16 protein-coding genes and 1 riboswitch are annotated in these 20,037 nt (G+C 42.3%); of the genes, 2 read left to right on the forward strand and 14 right to left on the reverse strand.

From position 1 onward, the window contains the following. Positions 1-176: 176 nt before the first annotated feature. Entirely contained in the window at positions 177-2,300 is a 2,124-nt protein-coding gene (locus F927_RS15920) for a TonB-dependent receptor (RefSeq protein WP_005087180.1), read from the forward strand. 103 nt (positions 2,301-2,403) lie between these two features. Here the strand turns inward: F927_RS15920 and F927_RS15925 are convergent, their stop codons facing one another. The 5 genes from F927_RS15925 to F927_RS15945 all read right to left on the reverse strand — a co-directional run bounded on the left by F927_RS15925 (position 2,404) and on the right by F927_RS15945 (position 9,238). Then, a complete protein-coding gene (locus tag F927_RS15925; protein WP_005087182.1) occupies positions 2,404-2,979 on the reverse strand; it encodes a TMEM165/GDT1 family protein in 576 nt (191 codons plus the stop codon). An 82-nt stretch (positions 2,980-3,061) separates the two neighbouring features. Further along, positions 3,062-3,200: riboswitch (yybP-ykoY riboswitch) on the reverse strand. Positions 3,201-3,240: 40 nt separating this feature from the next. Then, on the reverse strand, positions 3,241-3,522 hold the full coding sequence (locus tag F927_RS15930; protein WP_005087184.1) for a hypothetical protein: 282 nt from the start codon (positions 3,520-3,522) through the stop codon (positions 3,241-3,243). 139 nt (positions 3,523-3,661) lie between these two features. Next, the gene (locus tag F927_RS15935) at positions 3,662-5,629 is read right to left on the reverse strand and encodes a 2-oxo acid dehydrogenase subunit E2 (protein WP_005087185.1); all 1,968 of its coding nucleotides are present in this window, start codon (positions 5,627-5,629) and stop codon (positions 3,662-3,664) included. A 2-nt stretch (positions 5,630-5,631) separates the two neighbouring features. Beyond that, positions 5,632-8,349 carry a pyruvate dehydrogenase (acetyl-transferring), homodimeric type gene (aceE, locus tag F927_RS15940; protein ID WP_005087187.1) on the reverse strand — a complete coding sequence of 906 codons (2,718 nt, stop codon included), beginning with the start codon at positions 8,347-8,349 and terminating at the stop codon, positions 5,632-5,634. A 205-nt stretch (positions 8,350-8,554) separates the two neighbouring features. Then, the gene (locus tag F927_RS15945; protein WP_005087189.1) at positions 8,555-9,238 is read right to left on the reverse strand and encodes a M23 family metallopeptidase; all 684 of its coding nucleotides are present in this window, start codon (positions 9,236-9,238) and stop codon (positions 8,555-8,557) included. Between the two features lie 106 nt (positions 9,239-9,344). Between F927_RS15945 and F927_RS15950 the strand changes: the two genes are divergently transcribed. Further along, entirely contained in the window at positions 9,345-9,785 is a 441-nt protein-coding gene (locus F927_RS15950) for a hypothetical protein (protein ID WP_004641549.1), read from the forward strand. Between the two features lie 98 nt (positions 9,786-9,883). Here the strand turns inward: F927_RS15950 and lpxC are convergent, their stop codons facing one another. The 9 genes from lpxC to F927_RS15995 form a co-directional block, all read right to left on the reverse strand. Continuing rightward, on the reverse strand, positions 9,884-10,786 hold the full coding sequence (gene lpxC / locus F927_RS15955; RefSeq protein WP_004641551.1) for a UDP-3-O-acyl-N-acetylglucosamine deacetylase: 903 nt from the start codon (positions 10,784-10,786) through the stop codon (positions 9,884-9,886). Positions 10,787-10,952: 166 nt separating this feature from the next. Further along, a complete protein-coding gene (gene ftsZ / locus F927_RS15960; protein ID WP_004641553.1) occupies positions 10,953-12,128 on the reverse strand; it encodes a cell division protein FtsZ in 1,176 nt (391 codons plus the stop codon). Between the two features lie 265 nt (positions 12,129-12,393). Beyond that, positions 12,394-13,656: a cell division protein FtsA gene (gene ftsA / locus F927_RS15965; RefSeq protein ID WP_004641555.1), complete on the reverse strand. Its 1,263-nt coding sequence runs from the start codon at positions 13,654-13,656 to the stop codon at positions 12,394-12,396. A 65-nt stretch (positions 13,657-13,721) separates the two neighbouring features. Then, positions 13,722-14,579, reverse strand: coding sequence for a cell division protein FtsQ/DivIB (locus tag F927_RS15970; RefSeq protein WP_005087191.1), 858 nt, complete (start codon positions 14,577-14,579; stop codon positions 13,722-13,724). Positions 14,580-14,583: 4 nt separating this feature from the next. Beyond that, positions 14,584-15,510, reverse strand: coding sequence for a D-alanine--D-alanine ligase (locus tag F927_RS15975; protein WP_005087193.1), 927 nt, complete (start codon positions 15,508-15,510; stop codon positions 14,584-14,586). A 39-nt stretch (positions 15,511-15,549) separates the two neighbouring features. Next, positions 15,550-16,995: a UDP-N-acetylmuramate--L-alanine ligase gene (gene murC / locus F927_RS15980; protein WP_005087195.1), complete on the reverse strand. Its 1,446-nt coding sequence runs from the start codon at positions 16,993-16,995 to the stop codon at positions 15,550-15,552. Positions 16,996-17,008: 13 nt separating this feature from the next. Further along, positions 17,009-18,106, reverse strand: coding sequence for an undecaprenyldiphospho-muramoylpentapeptide beta-N-acetylglucosaminyltransferase (gene murG / locus F927_RS15985; protein WP_017394484.1), 1,098 nt, complete (start codon positions 18,104-18,106; stop codon positions 17,009-17,011). 253 nt (positions 18,107-18,359) lie between these two features. Next, positions 18,360-19,304, reverse strand: a complete 945-nt coding sequence (gene gshB, locus F927_RS15990; RefSeq protein ID WP_005087198.1) for a glutathione synthase — start codon at positions 19,302-19,304, stop codon at positions 18,360-18,362. 226 nt (positions 19,305-19,530) lie between these two features. Further along, a complete protein-coding gene (locus F927_RS15995; protein ID WP_005087200.1) occupies positions 19,531-20,013 on the reverse strand; it encodes a glutathione peroxidase in 483 nt (160 codons plus the stop codon). Positions 20,014-20,037 lie beyond the last annotated feature (24 nt).

Below are 20,037 nucleotides of genomic sequence, written 5' to 3' on the forward strand. Positions count from 1 at the left end.
AATAAAATAATGGGATTTAAATCTAGATTCAATCACATATTGGATATTTATCATAATTTATCCAACAATCAGCTTTAGATTTATTGCTTGGTTTTAGAAAACGGATCCCTTAAAATAATAACCATTCTCATTCATGGCATTCACCTGCCATTTTGCTCCCTCCCTTGGACATCCCTATGCTTGTTACGCATCGTACTTTACTCGCAACACTTATCTTAAGCACTATGACCATGGCATATGCTAAAGAAGATCAAGACCTTATACTCCCAACTATTTCGGTCAAAGCCCAACAGCAAGATCAGGCCTATGCCGCCACGACAGCGACTTCAGCACTCAAATCCAATGCACCTCTATTTAAAACTGCTCAATCAGTTTCTGTTGTCACCCGTGAACAACTTGACCAGAAACAAGCAAGAACTCTTACGGATGCACTTGAAGGGGTTGCAGGTGTAGAGGCCGGAAAGCTTGGTCGCCGCGGTTGGGATGATTTTATTATTCGAGGCCAAACTTCTTCTGACTCGGTGTATGTCGATGGTTTAAGAATTGGGCAAAGTTCACCTACCCCTTCTGTAGCTGCTGAAATTTCGGGAATGGATCAAGTACAAATATTAAAAGGCCCTGCTTCGATTAATTTTGGTTTGGTTGCTCCGGGAGGTATGGTCAATTTAGTCACCAAACGACCTGAAGCGGAAAACTTTGCACGAGCTAGCATGACTTATGGTAGTTACAGCCTTAAAGAAGGGACTTTCGACTTAAACTATAGCCCAAATAAGAGTGAAAAAGGTGCCTTCCGTTTAAATGGTCGTATCTCAGATCAAGATGATCCAACTGACTACGTTTATTTTAAAAATTACTACATCTCCCCCTCTTATAACTTTGACTTAGGGGATAACACTGATCTTTCTGTCATCGCAAGCTATCAGCATCGAGAATATATTCGCCAACAAGGTTTACCTGTCATTGGTACATTAAAAGATAACCCTAACGGCGCTATAGACCGAAGTTTATATATTGGCGATCCTCATTTTGGTAAATATGAAGCAGATGTATATCGTACTGGTTATACGTTTAAGCACGCCTTTGAAAATGGATGGAACTTTAACCAAAACTTTGCCGTACAAAAAACTGAAATGGATGGTCAAGCAGTCTTTGCCCGTACAGGTAGTAACTTTTGGGCAGATAAAAACTACACCACGATCAGCCGTAAAAATAACAGTCGCCACCAAATTATTGATAACTTAAGTTATGCAATTGATAACCGTTTAAATAACCAATTTGAATTATATGGCATGCAGCACGACATCAATATAGGTGTTGATGCCTTCCAAGAAAAAAGTGATTACACCAACAACCGTTGTAATGTCGGTGATTTAAACATATACACTCCCGTATATGGACAAACTGTTACTTGTTCCAATCCTGTCAGCAACCACGATATTAACCGTTTAAAATACGCAGGTTTATATATTCGTGACCGTATTCAACTCAATGATCAATTACTGTTAAGTCTATCTGGTCGCCAAGATTGGGCACAAACTCAAACTACAAGTTTGATTACGGGAAATAGCAGCAAACAGTCTGATGAAGCATTTACTGGTAGTGCTTCTGTCATGTATACCCTCAATGACATTGTGGCGCCTTATGTCAGCTACGCGACTTCATTTACTCCAAACAGTGGTACTGATATCAATAGCAATCCGTTTAAGCCAGAAAAAGGAAAACAGGTAGAAGTTGGGATGAAGTTACAAAGCCCAGACCAACGTATTCAAGGTGCTATTGCTTGGTATGACTTAAAACGTCAGAACGTAGTTGTTAATGATTCAGTAAATTCAAATGAAAAAGTACAACGTGGTGAACAGTTAACTCGTGGTATCGAAACTGAACTCAGCTCAGAAATTTTAGAAGGCCTAAAATTAACAGCTGCCTATACCTACACAGCCGATGCCAAAATTAGTAAAGACGCCGATAGTAGCAATATTGGCAAAGCACTTAATAATGTCCCAGAACACAGCTACAGTTTCTCTGCACGTTATAAATTTGATCCCACATCAAAACTTGGCTGGTATGTAGGTGGTGGATTCCGCGGCGAAACTTATAAAACTATGGATAAACTAGATGTCCATATTCCAGGTTATACCGTCTTTGATACTGAAGCAGGCTATGATGCGGCACATTGGGGTGCCCAATTGGCAATTCGCAATATGTTTGATAAAGACTATTATGCGGGTGCGCTCAATGAGAATCTCATCACCTTAGGCAATCCACGACAGATTAATTTTACTGTGAAATTTAACTATTAATCATTTAAAGCCCCTTTGATCAAAGGGGCTTTAAAATTGTAATGCGCTCTAATCAACAAAAACTCAACAACTTCTGCCAAAGCGTGTTTTTCAGATTACAACCCTAAAAGAAATAATGCTGAAGCAAAGTAGACACACCGATAATCAAGAAAATGGCAGCGCCGACTTTATGAATCAATGAAATCGGCAATTTATCAGCAATCTTGTGCCCAATGAACACCGCTGGCGCATTGGCAATCATCATCCCTAGGGTTGTACCCATCGTCACCCAAAAGATACTGTCAAAACGTGCAGCTAAAGCAACCGTTGCAATTTGGGTTTTATCTCCAATTTCTGCCAAGAAAAACAAGATAAAAGTCGCACCAAATACACCAAACTTTTGCCATTTATTAATGTTATCTGATTCATCGCCCAATTCATCCGGAATCAGCATCCAAATCGCCATTCCAATAAATCCAAGCGCCAGAATCCACAACAAAATTTCAGGGCTGAGTACAGTTGTAATCCACTGACCTAGTACAGCAGACACACCATGATTGATCAAGGTCGCCAATAATATAGCAATTAAAATCGGAATCGGCTTACGGAATCGCGCAGCAAGTAACAATGCCAAAAGCTGAGTTTTATCGCCCATTTCAGCAAGGGCAACAATCGAAGTTGAGATGAGAAATTCATACATAATGGATTGCTCTGGCTAGCATATATACCGATGACCTATCCCTCCTGCTAGCCAAAATCAAATGAATTGATGCAGAGTGATAAATCAAAGGTCTTGCCAACAAAAGCACAGCGTGAGCTGCTTTGGTTCTTTGCTATGATGACCATGTTCGGTTGAACAATTATGTTGATCATCACCTCTTTACTTTGCGTAAAGAGCGGCTACTCCCCAATGAAGTTTAATTATTTTAACAAATCCCTTCTCCATTTAAAATCTCTAAATTTAGATTTTTTGATAACACCATAATCCATAACGTAATATACCCAACACACAAGCAAAAAAAAGATTACTCCCTATAAAACCCATACTGCCCCAACTGCTTACACCACCCACTTGTTGTGCTTGATATTCCATTGTCATCGCGACTGTAGCAACCATTACTTCTAACCCCATCACCATATAGAATACCCATTCCCACGGGAAATGCAGAACACTCACCCAGAGCCCCATAGCAACAAACATAACCAGCAATAACGGCAACATTATTTTATATACCGCGAACATTATTACTCCACATCAGATCTCCTTATTTAGTATTCATTTTAGATAAAAAATTGCACAAATAAAGCACTACATTGATTCAGGCTATTCAAAAAAAGAAAACCCCGCAATTGCGAGGTTATTCCAAATCAAACCATTGAAATTACAGTAACAAAGTACGAATATCTTTCAATAATTTAGTCAATTTATTGGTAAAGCGTGCTGCATCCGCACCATTGATCACACGATGATCATAAGACAATGACAACGGCAACATTAAGCGCGGATCAAAGTCTTTACCATTCCATACTGGCTGCATGGTGGCAGGTGAGATACCCAAGATTGCAACTTGAGGCCAGTTCACCAATGGCGTAAAGGCCGTTCCACCAATTGAACCTAAGCTGGTAATCGTGAAGTTCGCACCTTGTAAATCTTTTGGTGATAACTTGCGATCACGCGCTTTTTGACTAAGTTCAGCTAACTCCGTAGCAATTTGCTTAATGGACTTTTGGTCTGGATTACGTAGTACAGGCACTGTCAAACCATCTGGTGTTGCAACCGCAATACCCATATGGATTTCATTACGAAGCAATACAGACTTTTGATCATCCGCCAAATGACCTGCAAAATAAGGCTCATCTTTTAACAAGTGAGCAACCGCTTTCGCGATGAACGCTAAAATAGTTAAACTAACGCCTTGCTTCTTAAAGCCATCTTTCAGTTCGCCACGCCATGCTTCAAGCTCAGTGATATCAGCCAAGTCAAACTGAGTCACTTGCGGAATGAAGTTATTCAATGACAATTGCGGTACCGAAACCTGTTGCAAACGCGTCATTGCTTTTACTTCACCACCACCAAATGCGGTGAAATCAGGTAGCGATGGCAAACCTGAAGCCACAGGCGCTGCTTGTGTGCTTGGAGCAACTTGCGGTGCAGTTAAACGAGTTTTTACATAAGCAAAAACATCATCTTTCATCACACGACCATGTTCACCAGATGCTTTAACTTGGCCAAGTACCACACCCAATTCGCGTGCTAATTTACGCACGGCAGGACCAGCGTATACCTTGGCATTTTCAGCTTCTTGCTCTTTAGTTAACTTGTCAGTACCAGATGGTGCCGCAGGCGCAGACTGAGTTGGAGCAGGAGTTGCCGCTTTAGGTGCCGTTGCTGGTGAAGTAGATGCTACTGCTGCTTTTGCTGCTGGAGCTGCCGCAGTTGCTTGACCTTCAACTTCAATTGTTGCAAGCAATATACCTTGCGAAACTTGTTGACCTGCTTGTAAATGAATTGCTTTAACAACACCAGTAACCGTACTTGGGACTTCTACAGTCGCTTTATCTGACTCAACCACAACAAGGCTTTGGTCGACATCAACTTTATCGCCAACTTGAACTAAGATTTCAGCAACAACTGCTTTATCGACACCTAGATCAGGAACATTGATATCCACTGGACCAGATTGAGTAGCCGTCGCTGCTACAGTTTCTTGTTGAGCTGGTGCAGGTGCTGCCGCAGCAGCTGTGATAGAAGCAGGCGCCTCAGCTGGTGCACTAGATGCAGACGTTGTTTTCACTTGAAGAAGCACAACACCTTCTTTAACGGTATCGCCTTCTTTCACTTGAATGCTTTCCACAATACCCGCAACACTACTTGGAACTTCTACAGTCGCTTTATCTGACTCGACAACCACAATACTTTGTTCAACATCGATCTGATCACCCACTTTAACGAGGATTTCACCAACCAATGCTTTTTCAACGCCGATGTCAGGTACAGTTACGTCAACAGTTGCAGTTGATGTAGCAGCAGGTTGAGCTGAAGCTTGAGTTTGTTGTGCAGGTGCTGGAGCAGCTGGCTTTTCTTCAGCCGCAGGAACTGGAGTTGGCGCTGCTTGTGCTGCCCCTTCTGCTTCGACCTCGATCAAAGCCACACCTTCAGTCACATCATCACCTTGATTAATCAAGATACTTTTTACGACACCTGTTGAAGTGCTAGGCACTTCAACAGTTGCTTTATCTGACTCAAGCACAACAATACTGTCGTCAACTTCAACACGGTCACCAACTTTTACTAAAATTTCAGCAACGTTTGCTTTATCTACACCAATATCAGGGGTCTTAATTTGCATGCTTAGTTCCCCTCACCTGTTTGCGTTTCATTGTATTCAGCAACTGGCTGAACTTCTGGATGTGCTTGTGGAACCCAGGCTACTGGACGATCCGTATCTAGCTCAAAGTTAGAAATTGCATCTTTCACCAAACGTGCATCCACCTCACCTTCATCCGCTAATTTTTTCAAAGTCGCAACAACGATATGCGCAGCATCAACACCAAAGAAACTACGTAGGTTCGCACGGGTATCTGAACGGCCATAGCCATCTGTACCCAATGCTACAAATGGGCGACCATCTGGAAGATAGGCACGAATTTGTTCACTATAAGCACGCATATGATCTGTAGCAGAAACGACGATACCTTCCGTACCTCGTAATTGTTTAGATACCCAAGATTCTTTCACTTGTTCAGCAAGTGGGTGTAGGCGATTGTATTCTTCACATGCCATACCATCACGTGCCAATTCGTTGAAGCTTGTTACACTCCACACATTTGAATGAATTTGGTATTCATCACGTAAGATTTTCGCAGCTTTAATCACTTCACGAAGAATTACACCTGAACCAAGTAATTGGACAGTTGCTTTTTCATCTTTCTCAAATAAATACATACCACGTTTAATGCCCTCTTCAACGCCTTCTGGCATTTCAGGATGTTCGTAGTTTTCATTCATTACCGTTAAGTAATAGAACACACGCTCTTGGTTCACATACATACGTTGTAAACCGTCGTGTACGATTACCGCTAACTCATAACCAAAACATGGATCATACGATACGCAGTTTGGAATCGTGTTCGCCAAGATATGTGAATGACCATCTTGGTGCTGTAAACCTTCACCGTTTAATGTTGTACGACCCGCAGTCGCGCCCAACAAGAAACCTTGAGCCTGTGCATCACCAGCAGCCCATGCAATATCACCAATACGTTGGAAACCAAACATTGAGTAGTACATGTACATTGGAATCATCGGCAAGTTATTGGTTGAATAACTGGTTGCCAAAGCAGCCCATGCGCTCATCGCACCTGCTTCATTGATCCCTTCTTGTAACATGTGACCATCTTTTGCTTCACGGTAATGCATGAGCTGTTCTTGGTCTTCTGGTGTATATTTTTGGCCGTGAGCGGCATAAATACCCAACTGACGGAACATACCCTCTAAACCAAACGTACGTGCTTCATCTGGAACAATTGGCACGACGCGATCTTTAATTGCTTTTTCTTTGAGTAAAGCAGAAATTAAACGCACCATCACCATCGTGGTGGATTGCTCTTTGCCACCAGAACCTTTCAACACTGCATCAAATACAGATAAATCAGGAATCTCTAAAGACTCACTCTCACGACGACGTGCTGGCAAGTAACCACCCAATGCATCGCGGCGCGCCTTCATATATTTCATTTCTGGAGAGTTTTCACTTGGACGATAGAATGGAAGTTCTTCTAACTGCTCATCCGTGAATGGAAGATTGAAACGGTCACGCACATATCGTAACGAGTCAATTTGCATCTTTTTGATTTGGTGCGTTTTATTCACCGCTTCAATTTCTTCAGACAAACCATAACCTTTAATGGTTTTCGCCAAGATTACTGTTGGCTGACCTTTTGCTTTCATTGCTTCTGCATAAGCAGCAAAGACTTTGTAAGGGTCATGACCACCACGGTTAAGGTTATCAATGTCCTCATCGCTTAAGTCTTTTACAAGTTCCGCAGCTTCTGGGTACTTGCCAAAAAATTTCTCACGCGTATAGGCACCACCTTTTACTTGGTAGCGCTGGTAGTCACCATCAACAGCTTCTTCCATACGTGCTTTTAAGGCACCGCTTGTATCTTTAGCCAGTAATGGATCCCAATGACGGCCCCATACTACTTTAATGACACGCCAGCCTGCACCACGGAAGATCGATTCAAGTTCTTGAATAATTTTACCGTTACCACGTACAGGACCATCTAGACGCTGTAAGTTACAGTTAACCACCCAGACTAAATTATCAAGCTTTTCACGGCCTGCCAATGAAATCGCACCTAAGCTTTCTGGTTCATCCATCTCACCATCGCCGAGATATGCCCAGACCTTACGATCTTCTTCTTTAATCAAACCACGGTTCATCAAATATTTTTGAATGTGTGCCTGATAAATCGACATGATTGGACCAAGACCCATTGATACCGTTGGGAATTGCCAATAGTCTGGCATCAAATAAGGATGTGGATAGCTTGGTAAACCATTACCACCAACTTCACGGCGAAAATTACTTAACTGCTCTTCAGTTAAACGTCCTTCAAGGAATGAACGTGCATAAATACCAGGAGCACAGTGTCCTTGGTAATAAATCATATCTCCGCCGAAATTATCATTGTTGGCGCGGAAGAAATGGTTAAAACCGACATCATATAGGGTTGCAGACGATGCAAAACTTGCGAGGTGACCACCTAAATCATCACCTGTTTTATTGGCGCGAAGAACCATCGCCAATGCATTCCAACGGATTAAAGCACGAATACGACGCTCCATATCCTGATCACCAGGCATGGCAGGTTGTTCTTCAACTGAAATAGTATTGAGATAAGGTGTATTTAAGCGTTGAATAGGAACGTGTTTGGCAATGGCACGTTGATAAAGTTTCTCAAGTAAGAAAGCAGCGCGTTCCGTGCCCATATGTTGTAATACTGAATCAAAAGCATCTTGCCATTCTTGGGTTTCCTGCGCGTCTGAGTCGCCATAAAACGCCATATAATTCACCTTTTCCCTTAAGCTATATTGTTATTGCTATATTTATCATGTTTTGGCTTCATAAAGGTATCGCCCTAAATGAATACAAAAGCGCTTAATATTTTTTTCCTAAATAGTCATTGACCCAAATCAAACAAAAAATATAAAAAATCGCCAATAAAGGCGATTTCTTCAAACATTTATATACAACTGTTAACAAATTACATTAAGGCAACAAAGCAAGATAAGTTGAAGGGTTACGACGTTGGCCATCTTTCACGACTTCAAAATGTAAATGAGGTCCAGTGCAACGACCAGTACAACCAACATTTGCAATATGCTGACCCGCACCAACACGCTCACCCGCATTGACCATTAAGCGTGATGCATGCGCATAACGAGTAACATAGCCATTACCATGATCAATTTCAACGTATTGACCATAACCCGTACCCCAACCTGATTTGGTTACAACCCCAGGACCTGTTGCATAGATAGGTGTGCCCGATGGTGCTGCAATATCAACACCTGAATGATGGCGAGTAGAACCTAATAGCGTACGGTTACCCCAAGTCGAACTAACACGACCATCTTGCAATGGATGACTGACTAACCAAGAATGACCCGTACCCGCTGAGAATGAAGGTCCACTCTCTTGGCGACCATACTTCTTTTCAATACTGGCATTGTTTAGTTCAATGGTTTTTTCGCGTAATTTAACAGAGACATTTGATACAGCTGGCAGATCAATATCATCAGGATGGGTATATGAACCTTGATCTAAGGTTTTAGATAACTGCTCTAGACGGTCTGCAGCAGTGGCTTGATTGATATTTTGATAATCTGCAAAAGCAACCGAAGCGGCTGAAGCAGCAAGTGAAAATGCAAGTAAAATACGACGCGTATGCATAAAAAACCTCTTGAAACCGTCCTTAAATTGTTCCTTTATCATCTCTTCCTTGATCACAGCCGAACTAAACGCTTAAGATGGACAGGTAACCTCTAAGGAAGTTGACATGTCTGAACCTAACAACGTTTTTCAACAGAAAGGACAACATACAAAAACTGGAAACTTAACGTTTCTGACTACGCAAGTCACACAATGGCAAAAACTTACGAAAATTATTCAACCATTATTGCCCCAACCAGAGCAATGGCAGGTTGTTTGTTATCAACATGGCGTTTTGATCATAACAGGTGAAAATCAAGCGATGATTAGTCAACTTAGTTACTTACAAACTCACTATGTCGCGCAGTTCACTCAACTTGAAGTATTCCGTGATTTACGCAAAATTCAAGTTCGATTGAGAAACAAAAAACATGTTTCAACAGAACCTGCCCCCGCATCAAAGAAACTTAATTCAGAGACTCAAGAGCTTTTACGCAGTGCCGCTGAATATGTGAGCGACCCTAAGCTTAGCCAAGCTTTACTACTTTTGGCAAGCAATAAAAAGTAAACAGTACAACTTAAGTGATGGAATATCTTCTTATTTTCCGTGATTTCCATCTCACTTTCATTTGTTACATTATAACATAGGCAAGAAAAGACAATGACTTATGTCACACTTACGTAAGGAATTGGACAATTATTCTCGTCATCAAATGTTACAATTTCATAACTACTTGGATCATTCTGAACATTGCGTAATAACTGGTTATTCAGTGCATGACCTGATTTATAACCATCAAACTTCGCAATGATTTGATGACCTAAAAGATATAAGTCACCCACTGCATCTAATATTTTATGGCGTACAAACTCATCAGCAAAACGCAGACCTTCCTCGTTGACCACACCAGTATCATCTACACCTATCGCATTATCTAAACTCGCACCTAAAGCTAAATTATTGGCTTTTAGATAATCCAAATCTTTCATAAAACCAAAAGTTCGCGCCTCACTCACCTCATATACAAAAGTTTCAGTTGAGAAATCGATCGTTGCTGACTGATATTCTTTAGCAAAGGCGGGATGATCAAAGTCAATAGTAAAGTTCAGTTGGAAACCAGAATGCGGTGTAAAAATAGCGCGTTTATCTTCGATTAGCGCCTCGACAGGTTTTAAAATTCTTATAAATTTCTTCGGTGCATTTTGCTCAGCGAGCTCACCTTGCATCAACAAATAAATAAAAGGACCAGCGCTGCCATCCATAATCGGAACTTCTGACGCAGAGACTTCGACGATGAGATTATCGATTCCAAGCCCTGCAATCGCACTCATCACATGTTCAATGGTACCGACCTTGATATCTTCTCGAACGAGGTTCGAGCACATAAATGCCTCTTGGATCAGCATCGCATTTGCTGGTATATCAACAGGGGGATTCAAGTCGATACGACGAAACACAATTCCTCCATCTACGTGATGTGGAACAAAATTAATCAGCACCTTTTGACCACTGTGCAGACCAATACCGCTCGCTTTCACTACACGTTTAAGAGTCCGTTGTTTCAACATGCCATGCCAACTTTATTTGCAAAAACCGATATAAGTTAGCATATTTGGGTTGTTTTGGCACTTGATAAATCGAATCTGTTGTTGGCAGAAATGTCAATCAATACTTTATTACAAAAAATAAAAAAGGGAGGTGCTCGCCCTCCCTGTTTCCAAGTAATTGATTAAATTACTTTCTTTGTTGATTTTTTAGATAATCTTGAATGCTCATCGGAGATGAAAGTGGTGATGAACTTGGCGCTGCACTACTCGGTGCTTCTGTATTTGCACGCTTACTGATCGCTGGAACATCATCTTCATCAACAGTTTGCGTACCTTGGGAAACAGCCTGTGCATGAGTGGTACGTTTCTTGGTTTCTACTTCAGATGCATTACGCGTTAAGCCCGTTGCGATCACAGTCACACGTAGTTCATCACGTGCATCTGGATCAAATACAGTACCGTAGAAAATCTCACCTTCATCCAAGTCAACGATTTGATTGACGACATCAGTGATAATTTCTGTTTCACGCAAGGTAATGTCATCACCACCTGTGATATTAATTAACACGCCTTTGGCATTGATAATATTGACATTATCAAGCAATGGGCTACGAATTGCTTGTTCAGCCGCTTGGCGTGCACGATCTTCACCACGCCCTAGACCAGCACCCATCATGGCGTAACCACGAGTACTCATTGCTGTTTTCAAATCTGCGAAGTCGAGGTTAATATGACCACGATTAACCACTAAATCAAAGATACTGCGTACCGCATTCAACAACACATCATCCGCCTTTTTATAGGCATCTTTCATTGAAATATCGCCATAAACGCTGAGTAAGCGTTGGTTTGGAATAATAATCAAAGAATCAACATGCGCTTCTAAAGCATCAATACCTTTTTCAGCAGACTTTTGACGACGACGACCTTCAAAGTTAAATGGTGTTGTTACGACGCCCACAGTTAGGATGCCCATTTCTTTAGCAACCTCGGCAACCACAGGCGCAGCACCCGTACCTGTACCACCGCCCATACCAGCAGTAACAAATACCATGTCTGTACCTTCAAGGTGTTGACGAATCACTTCACGACTTTCTTCTGCCGCAACTTGCCCCACCTCTGGATTTGCACCAGCACCTAAACCACGGGTACTTTGTTCGCCCAATTGAATTTTGAATGGCGCATTCATACAATCAAGTGCTTGCTTATCCGTATTCGCACAAACAAATTTCACGCCTTGAATATCTGACTGCACCATGTGCTGGACAGCATTTCCGCCCCCACCACCAACGCCAAACACTGTGAAACGGGCTTGACCGTTGCCATCGTCTAGTTCATCTTCTATAAATTCAAATGAGGCCATGACCTTTAGATTTCCTAATATATTAATGGCAGTTACTTCAGCCCGTTACTGCCCTGATTTTTAAAACTACTGATGTTTAGGATGCTGTTCAATAATCACTAGCTTGTCAAGTACAGTGACCTACTATTACAACTTCTTAACAAATTTTCCCAAAAAAAACTACAACTAAGGGTTTGTTTAGATTTCTACCCTGCCTTGCCTAATTAGCTAAAAAACCAATGTCGCAATGTGAGTTATAACGCTCAAGGCAGAATCTCAGCAAATCCTAAAATATAGCCTTTAATTTGCTATTCAATGCATTCCAACCATTGGCAACACGTTCGACAAAACTACGCTCGGTTGCTTCTTCTGGTTCTTCGACCACATCTTGCAAATCACTTTGGCTAAACATCAACAAACCCGCAGCTGTTGCATACATTGAACGACGTAGTGCTGGTAGATGTTGATCATCGGCATAGACCTGTAACGGTGGATTGCCCAAATGCGCAGAAACGCCCAACATACGACGTGCCAAATTCACCATGCCTTCAATCTGACATGCATCACCTGTTAATACAACACCATGATACAAACCATGAATCGCACCGCTATGCTCTAATTCTTCACGGATCATCGCAAAAATTTCTTCATAACGCGCAATGATAATCTCAGCCAATTCAATGCGGCTAATGGTTTGTGTCCCATCAATGCCTTGTACCTGAATCATATGATCAGGCTTCACCACACTGAGATCCACACAACCATGTAATATTTTAATACGTTCTGCTTCTTCTGTGGTGGTTTGTAGAACCGCAGCAATATCTCGTGTTACATTTTCACCACCACGCTGTAAAGTTCGCGCCAAAGCTAAACGACCATCTAAATACACCGCAATATTGGTTATACCAGCTCCGATATCCACCAAACATACGCCATATTCTTTTTCATCTTTGAGCAAACTCGCCTCAGCGGTCGCCAAACATGATACGACCATTTTCTCCACCCCAATATTCGCCCCTTTCATGGCGCGATCAAGGTTTTGCATGGTGCTGATTGGCATCATCATGAGCTGATAATGTCCTGTCATGCTATGCGCTGACATATTGACTGGGTTTTGTACCCATTCACCAGAATCGCCAAGCTCAAAACCTAACGGCACAGCACTCGCCAAATAATAGTCAGGTGAAACATGGCTAGCTTTCGCCAGTTCTAAAGCGCGCACCACTTCATTGGTTGTAATAATATGATCGTGGTTTGCCACAGGCGTACGACCTGATGCATAAAAACTTTGTAATTCTGTACTTGGAATAGATACCCACGCACTATGAATACGGCACTCTGCCATATCCTCAGCTTCGGATACCGCATTTTTAATAGCCGCAATCACCTTGTCGAGACTGACTATCTTGCCTTTCACCATACCACGGTTACGAGCAGACGCCATGCCAATCACTTGAATCTTATCGGGCGCATGGATTTTACCAATTAAAACTGTGACCTTATGAGTCCCAATGTCAATCGTAACAACTGAGGGAACAGTTTCACTCATTACTTCAATACCATATCTTTTGTTGTTTAGTACGGGCAAACTGCCTGTTGTTTTCAAGCCACGTATTATGGCTTTGCCTGAATTCCACCTGCAAGGCTTGTGTCATCAATCGTTACAACAAACTGACCGTTGACGATCTTAGGCGGCGTTGCATTTCTCCACTGGATTGCCAGTCCATTTCGATAACGCAAATCAATCGCCGAGATCTTCGGCCATACAGGTTTAAGATCCGTTTGTGCCAAATGGCTTAAGCGCTGTAACTTATTCATGGTTTGATCTTGATCAACGATAATACGTAAACCCGAATCAAACTGCATAAACCATGTCATACGCTCGGTTAAATACAATTCTTTCAGACGTAAATCTGCTGGCTGAAACAATTGACTAATTTCATTATAACGACGCATCATCATTTTGGATTGGCTGACGGGCCCATGTAAAAGCGGTAGATTAGGATGTGCTTTTGGCACAGCCTCGCTAAACACCTCACCATTGTCACTGAGCAAACGCCCTGTTCCCCAACGCGCAATCGGATGGCGCGGCATGACCCGCACTCGAATTGCATTTGGCCAAGCTCGTGACACCACCACACGGTCAACCCAAGACACTTTTAACGCGTAATCTCGAATTTGCTCTAAATCCGAGGTAAAGTAATTATCTTTAATCACTGGACTCAACTGCTGGATCAGCTGTTGATTTTCTTGTTCTGAATTTGTACCAACGACCTGCAGTTCCGCCACAGTCGCATCGGTCATCACTTTATATAAACCATAGATGCCCAATGCTAACACTGCAAATGCAACCACCAGCAATATCCAACCACCAGCATTCACCATTTTTTGTTTTGGTGTCGGTGGTTTCTCGTGGATTGAGCTAATCGCTGGTCGTTGCTTGCGACGCATAGATGCAGGAAGTTGAGCCATAAAACTAAACCGACGCTGCTAAGGTTTGCTCTAAAATCGCAACACAGAGCGCATCAAAACTATAACCTACCGCTTGAGCAGCCTTTGGTACTAAAGAGTGGCTGGTCATGCCTGGGACAGTATTCACTTCTAACAACCAGAAATTGCCTTGTTCATCCTGCATTGCATCAATACGCCCCCACCCTTCGGCACCAACGGCTTGGAAAGCACGCAAGCAAAGAACTTGTAATGTCTTTTCTTCTGCTTCACTCAATCCACATGGAATACCATACTCCACATCATTGCGTTGGTATTTTGCTTCATAGTCATAAAACGCGACATCAGCAGGTGGCTGTAGGCGAATCACTGGCAAAGGCTGACCATTTAAAAATGAAATGGTAAATTCACGACCTGTAATCCATTTTTCAGCCATCACCACTGCATCATGTGCTGTGGCTTTTGCAATTGCAGCAGCAAAGTCTTCGGTTTTTTCAACTTTACTCATACCGACACTAGAGCCTTCATGTACAGGCTTGATAATGACTGGCAAACCAAGATCAGCAATCACTGCATCTAAATCAGTGTCTTTCGTAATGATACGATATGGCGCTGTTGGTAAATCACTACCCTGCCAAATTTGCTTGGTTTTGACTTTATCCATCCCAATCGCTGAACCTTGTACGCCAGTGCCTGTGTACGGAATATTCAGCCATTCAAGCACACCTTGAATTTGACCATCTTCCCCACCACGACCATGCAACACAATAAAAGCACGATCATAAGCAACCAGCTCTGTCACACTGCGCTCTTGTGGGTCAAATGCCTCAGCTTGTACACCCGAACGTAATAATGCCTCTAGCACAGCCTGACCACTGTCCAATGACACAGCACGCTCAGCTGACTTCCCACCCAATAACACAGCAACTTTGCCGAATTTTGCAGCATTTGACACGTTTATATCCTTAAAACTTTTAATATTTACAAAACAAAATTATTCGGCATACAGACGATGCTGAGCCAATTCTACCGAAATTGCACCAACGTTACCCGCACCTTGTGTTAATAACAGGTCATTGCCTTGTAACACTTTTTGTAGAACACTCGGTAAATTTCCATCAACAGGGTCAACCAAAATCGGTTCAACCTCACCACGCAAACGTATACTGCGTGCCAATGCTCGACTATCTGCGCCAACAATCGGTTTTTCACCTGCCGAATAAACTTCCAATAATAACAATTGGTCCACTTGTGACAACACTTCCACAAAGTCATCAAAACAATCACGTGTACGGCTGTAACGATGCGGTTGGAACAACATCACCAAACGACGATCTGGATGACTGGCACGTGCTGCTTTAATCGTCGCCTCAACTTCTTTTGGATGATGACCATAATCATCAACCAACTTCACGAGGCCATCGCCCACTTCAAACTCACCCTGAACTTGGAAACGACGCCCGACGCCACTAAACCCAGCCAATGCACGGCAGATTGCGTCATCAGATACACCTTCATCTGTTGCCACACCAATTGCTGCAAGCGCATTCAAGACATTGTGTAAACCGGGCTGATTCACGGTAACACGCAATGGTTCACGATCTTTGCGCAACACAGTGAAATGTGAACGCATGCCATCCTGCTCAACGTCGATTGCACGAATATCGTTATCTTCATCAAAACCATAGGTCAATACTGGACGACCAACTCGCGGTAAAATCTCACGAATATTGGCATCATCACCACAAACAACAGCCAAACCATAGAACGGTAAATTATGGAGAAATTGAATAAACGTATCTTTTAACTTATCAAAACTACCTTCATAGGTATCCATGTGATCCGCATCAATATTGGTCACAATTGCAGCCATCGGCTGTAAATACAAGAATGATGCATCAGACTCATCCGCCTCAGCCACAATGATACGGCTGTCACCCAGCGCTGCATTGACACCGGTGCTATTCAACAATCCACCAATCACATAGGTTGGATCAAGATTGCCTTCCGCCAACATGGTAGTCAACAAGCTGGTTGTTGTGGTTTTTCCATGTGTCCCCGCAACGGCAATCCCGTGACGATAACGCATGAGCTCACCCAACATTTCAGCACGACGTACAATCGGAGTACGTTGCTCAATCGCTGCTTTTACTTCAGGATTTTCAGGATCAATCGCCGTCGACACCACCAGTACATCAGCATATTTAATATTGTCAGCAGTGTGACCGATATAAACTTTAATGTTATTCGCTTCGAGCTGTGCCGTAGTTTTCGAAGCTTTGATATCAGAACCAGATACTTTATAGCCTTGGTTACTCAACACTTCAGCAATACCGCACATCCCCGCACCACCAATACCAACAAAGTGGATATGTTTAATACGGCGCATTTCTGGCACTTTAATCAGCTTTTTGGCTTGGTTTGGACTTGTTGGAGACATAAATAAACTCGAATTACAATTTTTGAATCAGATCAACCACATGCTGCGTTGCATTTGGTTGCGCCTGTTGACGTGCTTTGATTGCCATTTCAGAAAGTAGCTGGCGGTTAAGTAGATGCCCAAACAACTCATCCAAAGCCGCTGGTGTCATCTCCGCTTGCTGGCAAATCTTGGCAGCCCCCACATTTGCTAAAAATTTTGCATTTGCTGTTTGGTGATCATCGACCGCGATTGGTAAAGGAACAAAAACTGCTGCAAGTCCTGCAGTCGCCACCTCTGTGACTGTTAAGGCTCCTGCACGACAAATAATCAAATCCGCCTCACTATACGCTTTAGCCATATCATGAATAAATGGCTCAACCGTAACATTTAGACCTTCAGGTGCATCCTGATAACGTACACGCGTTGCTTCTTGTTGGTTTTGACCACATTGATGGAACACATTCAATGCTACATCGACCTTTTTTAAGGCTTCAGGCAATCGCTCATTCAGCGCTTGTGCTCCCAACGATCCCCCAACAATCAAAATATTCAGTGCTTGTTGTTCTTGTTCACGGGTTTGGTAGCGCCATGAAGGATTTAATATTGCAGTGATCTCAGCGCGGACAGGATTTCCCGTAGTCACCACTTTATCACTGGTCGGGAAAGTATTTGGAAAAGCCTGACACACGGTTGTGGCAATACGTGCCAATTGGGTATTGGTAAAACCTGCAATCGCATTTTGTTCATGGATTAAAATAGGAATACCCAAAATACGAGCAGCTAATCCCCCTGGACCTGCAACATAACCACCAAAACCAGCAACCGCATCAATATTGAGCTGCTTCATGTAGCGCATCGCGCTGAATGTTGCTTTTAAAATTTTAAACGGTGCGCTGAGCTTACGCAGTAAACCATTACCACGTACACCTTGAATATCAATTTGATAAATTGGAATATTTTGATCTTTGAGCAACCGATTTTCCATTCCCGCAGGCGTTGCTAACCACGAGACTTGACAGCCTTCTTGTTGAAGTTGTTTGGCAACAGCAAGTGCAGGAAAAACATGTCCGCCAGTACCTGCAGCCATCATCAAGACATGTTTAGGTTTGTTGTGTGGTGAATTGGTCACGGTCTAATTCTTCAACTCAAAAAAAGAAGGTTATCGTCTATTGTTTTCGGGCGTTATTTTAATCCTAAAGCTTCATTCACGAAAAGCGAATTTCACTTGTTTACAACAGAAAGCTCGGCTTTTTTCAATTGTTTGCTAAAAACACGATGATGTCTACATTGAATTGCCTATTTAGTACCAAGTTCGGTAAAAATTCACATGGGCAATTCGGTCAAAAATATAGGGGCTGTTAACATTTCAGCCCCTCATTTTTTTAGTGTGTACGACCCGCTTCGAGCACAGAAAAAAGATCATCCGCAATCGAAGTACCATATTGCGCATCAATCTCACGAATACAGGTTGGGCTGGTCACATTAATTTCAGTGACATAATTACCAATCACATCTAAACCGACAAAAACCAAACCTTTTTCACGCAAGAAAGGACCGACTTTTGCCGCAATCAATTTATCATTTTCAGTGAGTGGTCGCGCCTGCCCCAAACCACCTGCCGCTAAATTACCACGCACTTCACCATTTTGCGGAATTCGCGCTAAGCAATAGGGAATCGGTTCACCATTGACCATCAAGATCCGCTTATCCCCTTCTACAATTTCTGGAATATAGCGTTGTGCCATGATTGGGCGTGTACCCAATTCAGTCAACATTTCTAAAGTCGAACCGATATTCACACCATCTTGGTATAAACGGAAAATCCCAGTTCCTCCCATACCATCAAGTGGCTTTACAATCACATCACCATGCTCAGTAATAAACTCGCGAATTAAGCTTTGCTGTGACGTCACTAGCGTTGGCACTTGTAACTCTGGAAATTGGGTCGCAAACAGCTTTTCATTACAATCCCGCAGCGATTGTGGTTTGTTAATAATCCACACGCCTTCACGTTCAGCTTGTTCCAAGATATAAGTGGTATAGACAAAATTCATGTCAAACGGTGGGTCTTTACGCATCAATACCACATCATAGTCAGCCAATGACTCTTTGCGCTGCTCACCCAACTCATAATAATGGTTATAATCTTCAAAGACTTTAAGCGGTGCAATCAAACCAAACGCTTTACCTTGGTCGATATATAAATCGTGTTGTAATGCATAACCCAGCTCATGTCCGCGACGACTAGCCGCCCATAACATTGCCATCGTGGAATCTTTCTTGAGATTCACGGTTTCTATTGGGTCCATCACGACAAGTACACGCATAATCTGACGCTCGTATTTTTAAATCTTGGCAAAAAGTATATCGAAGTTTGCAGCTGATCGTGCAACAAGTTGTGTAATTCTTAACTCGAAAAAATTCCAATTGATTCAGATGACTACATCAGGTTTATTTTAAAGAAGATTTTTATCTTTCATTATAAATAAAAAAAATTACTGGCAAATGAATCCATCCCCAGTAATTCGTGCAACATTCGATTTCAGATTCAAATTAAGCCAAAAGTTTCTGAATATCTTTGCCAATTTTTTCGGGCTTGGTGGTTGGAGAATAACGCTTGATCACTTTACCGTTTTGGTTAATCAAAAATTTGGTGAAATTCCATTTGATGCTTTCACTCCCTAAAATGCCTTTGGCTTCTGAAGTCAAATATTTATATAGTGGATGGGCATTTGTACCATTTACATCAATTTTGGCAAACATGGGAAATGACACGCCATAGTTACGCTGACAAAAACTGCCAATCTCTTCATTACTTGATGGGTCTTGGTTAGCAAATTGGTTACAGGGGAAGCCCAAAATCACTAAACCTTGCTGTTGATAATCTTGATATAGCTTTTCAAGTCCCTCAAATTGTGGGGTTAAGCCACACTGACTTGCAGTGTTAACCACCAATAAAACTTTGCCTTGATAGTCTGCAAGGTTCTTTTGCTCGCCTTCTAACAATTCTGCCTGAAAATCATAAATTGTGGTCATACCACACCTCTCTTTGATTCAATC

The sequence above is a fragment of the Acinetobacter haemolyticus CIP 64.3 = MTCC 9819 genome (assembly GCF_000369065.1).
In the GTDB taxonomy this organism is placed as follows: Bacteria; Pseudomonadota; Gammaproteobacteria; order Pseudomonadales; family Moraxellaceae; genus Acinetobacter; species Acinetobacter haemolyticus.

Excerpts from the sequence above, each read along its gene's own strand:
- F927_RS15920 (WP_005087180.1), top strand. The coding sequence starts at position 177 with ATGCTTGTTACGCATCGTACTTTACTCGCAACACTTATCTTAAGCACT.
- F927_RS15925 (WP_005087182.1), bottom strand. The coding sequence starts at position 2,979 with ATGTATGAATTTCTCATCTCAACTTCGATTGTTGCCCTTGCTGAAATG.
- F927_RS15930 (WP_005087184.1), bottom strand. The coding sequence starts at position 3,522 with ATGTTCGCGGTATATAAAATAATGTTGCCGTTATTGCTGGTTATGTTT.
- F927_RS15935 (WP_005087185.1), bottom strand. The coding sequence starts at position 5,629 with ATGCAAATTAAGACCCCTGATATTGGTGTAGATAAAGCAAACGTTGCT.
- aceE (WP_005087187.1), bottom strand. The coding sequence starts at position 8,349 with ATGGCGTTTTATGGCGACTCAGACGCGCAGGAAACCCAAGAATGGCAA.
- F927_RS15945 (WP_005087189.1), bottom strand. The coding sequence starts at position 9,238 with ATGCATACGCGTCGTATTTTACTTGCATTTTCACTTGCTGCTTCAGCC.
- F927_RS15950 (WP_004641549.1), top strand. The coding sequence starts at position 9,345 with ATGTCTGAACCTAACAACGTTTTTCAACAGAAAGGACAACATACAAAA.
- lpxC (WP_004641551.1), bottom strand. The coding sequence starts at position 10,786 with ATGTTGAAACAACGGACTCTTAAACGTGTAGTGAAAGCGAGCGGTATT.
- ftsZ (WP_004641553.1), bottom strand. The coding sequence starts at position 12,128 with ATGGCCTCATTTGAATTTATAGAAGATGAACTAGACGATGGCAACGGT.
- ftsA (WP_004641555.1), bottom strand. The coding sequence starts at position 13,656 with ATGAGTGAAACTGTTCCCTCAGTTGTTACGATTGACATTGGGACTCAT.
- F927_RS15970 (WP_005087191.1), bottom strand. The coding sequence starts at position 14,579 with ATGGCTCAACTTCCTGCATCTATGCGTCGCAAGCAACGACCAGCGATT.
- murC (WP_005087195.1), bottom strand. The coding sequence starts at position 16,995 with ATGTCTCCAACAAGTCCAAACCAAGCCAAAAAGCTGATTAAAGTGCCA.
- gshB (WP_005087198.1), bottom strand. The coding sequence starts at position 19,304 with ATGCGTGTACTTGTCGTGATGGACCCAATAGAAACCGTGAATCTCAAG.
- F927_RS15995 (WP_005087200.1), bottom strand. The coding sequence starts at position 20,013 with ATGACCACAATTTATGATTTTCAGGCAGAATTGTTAGAAGGCGAGCAA.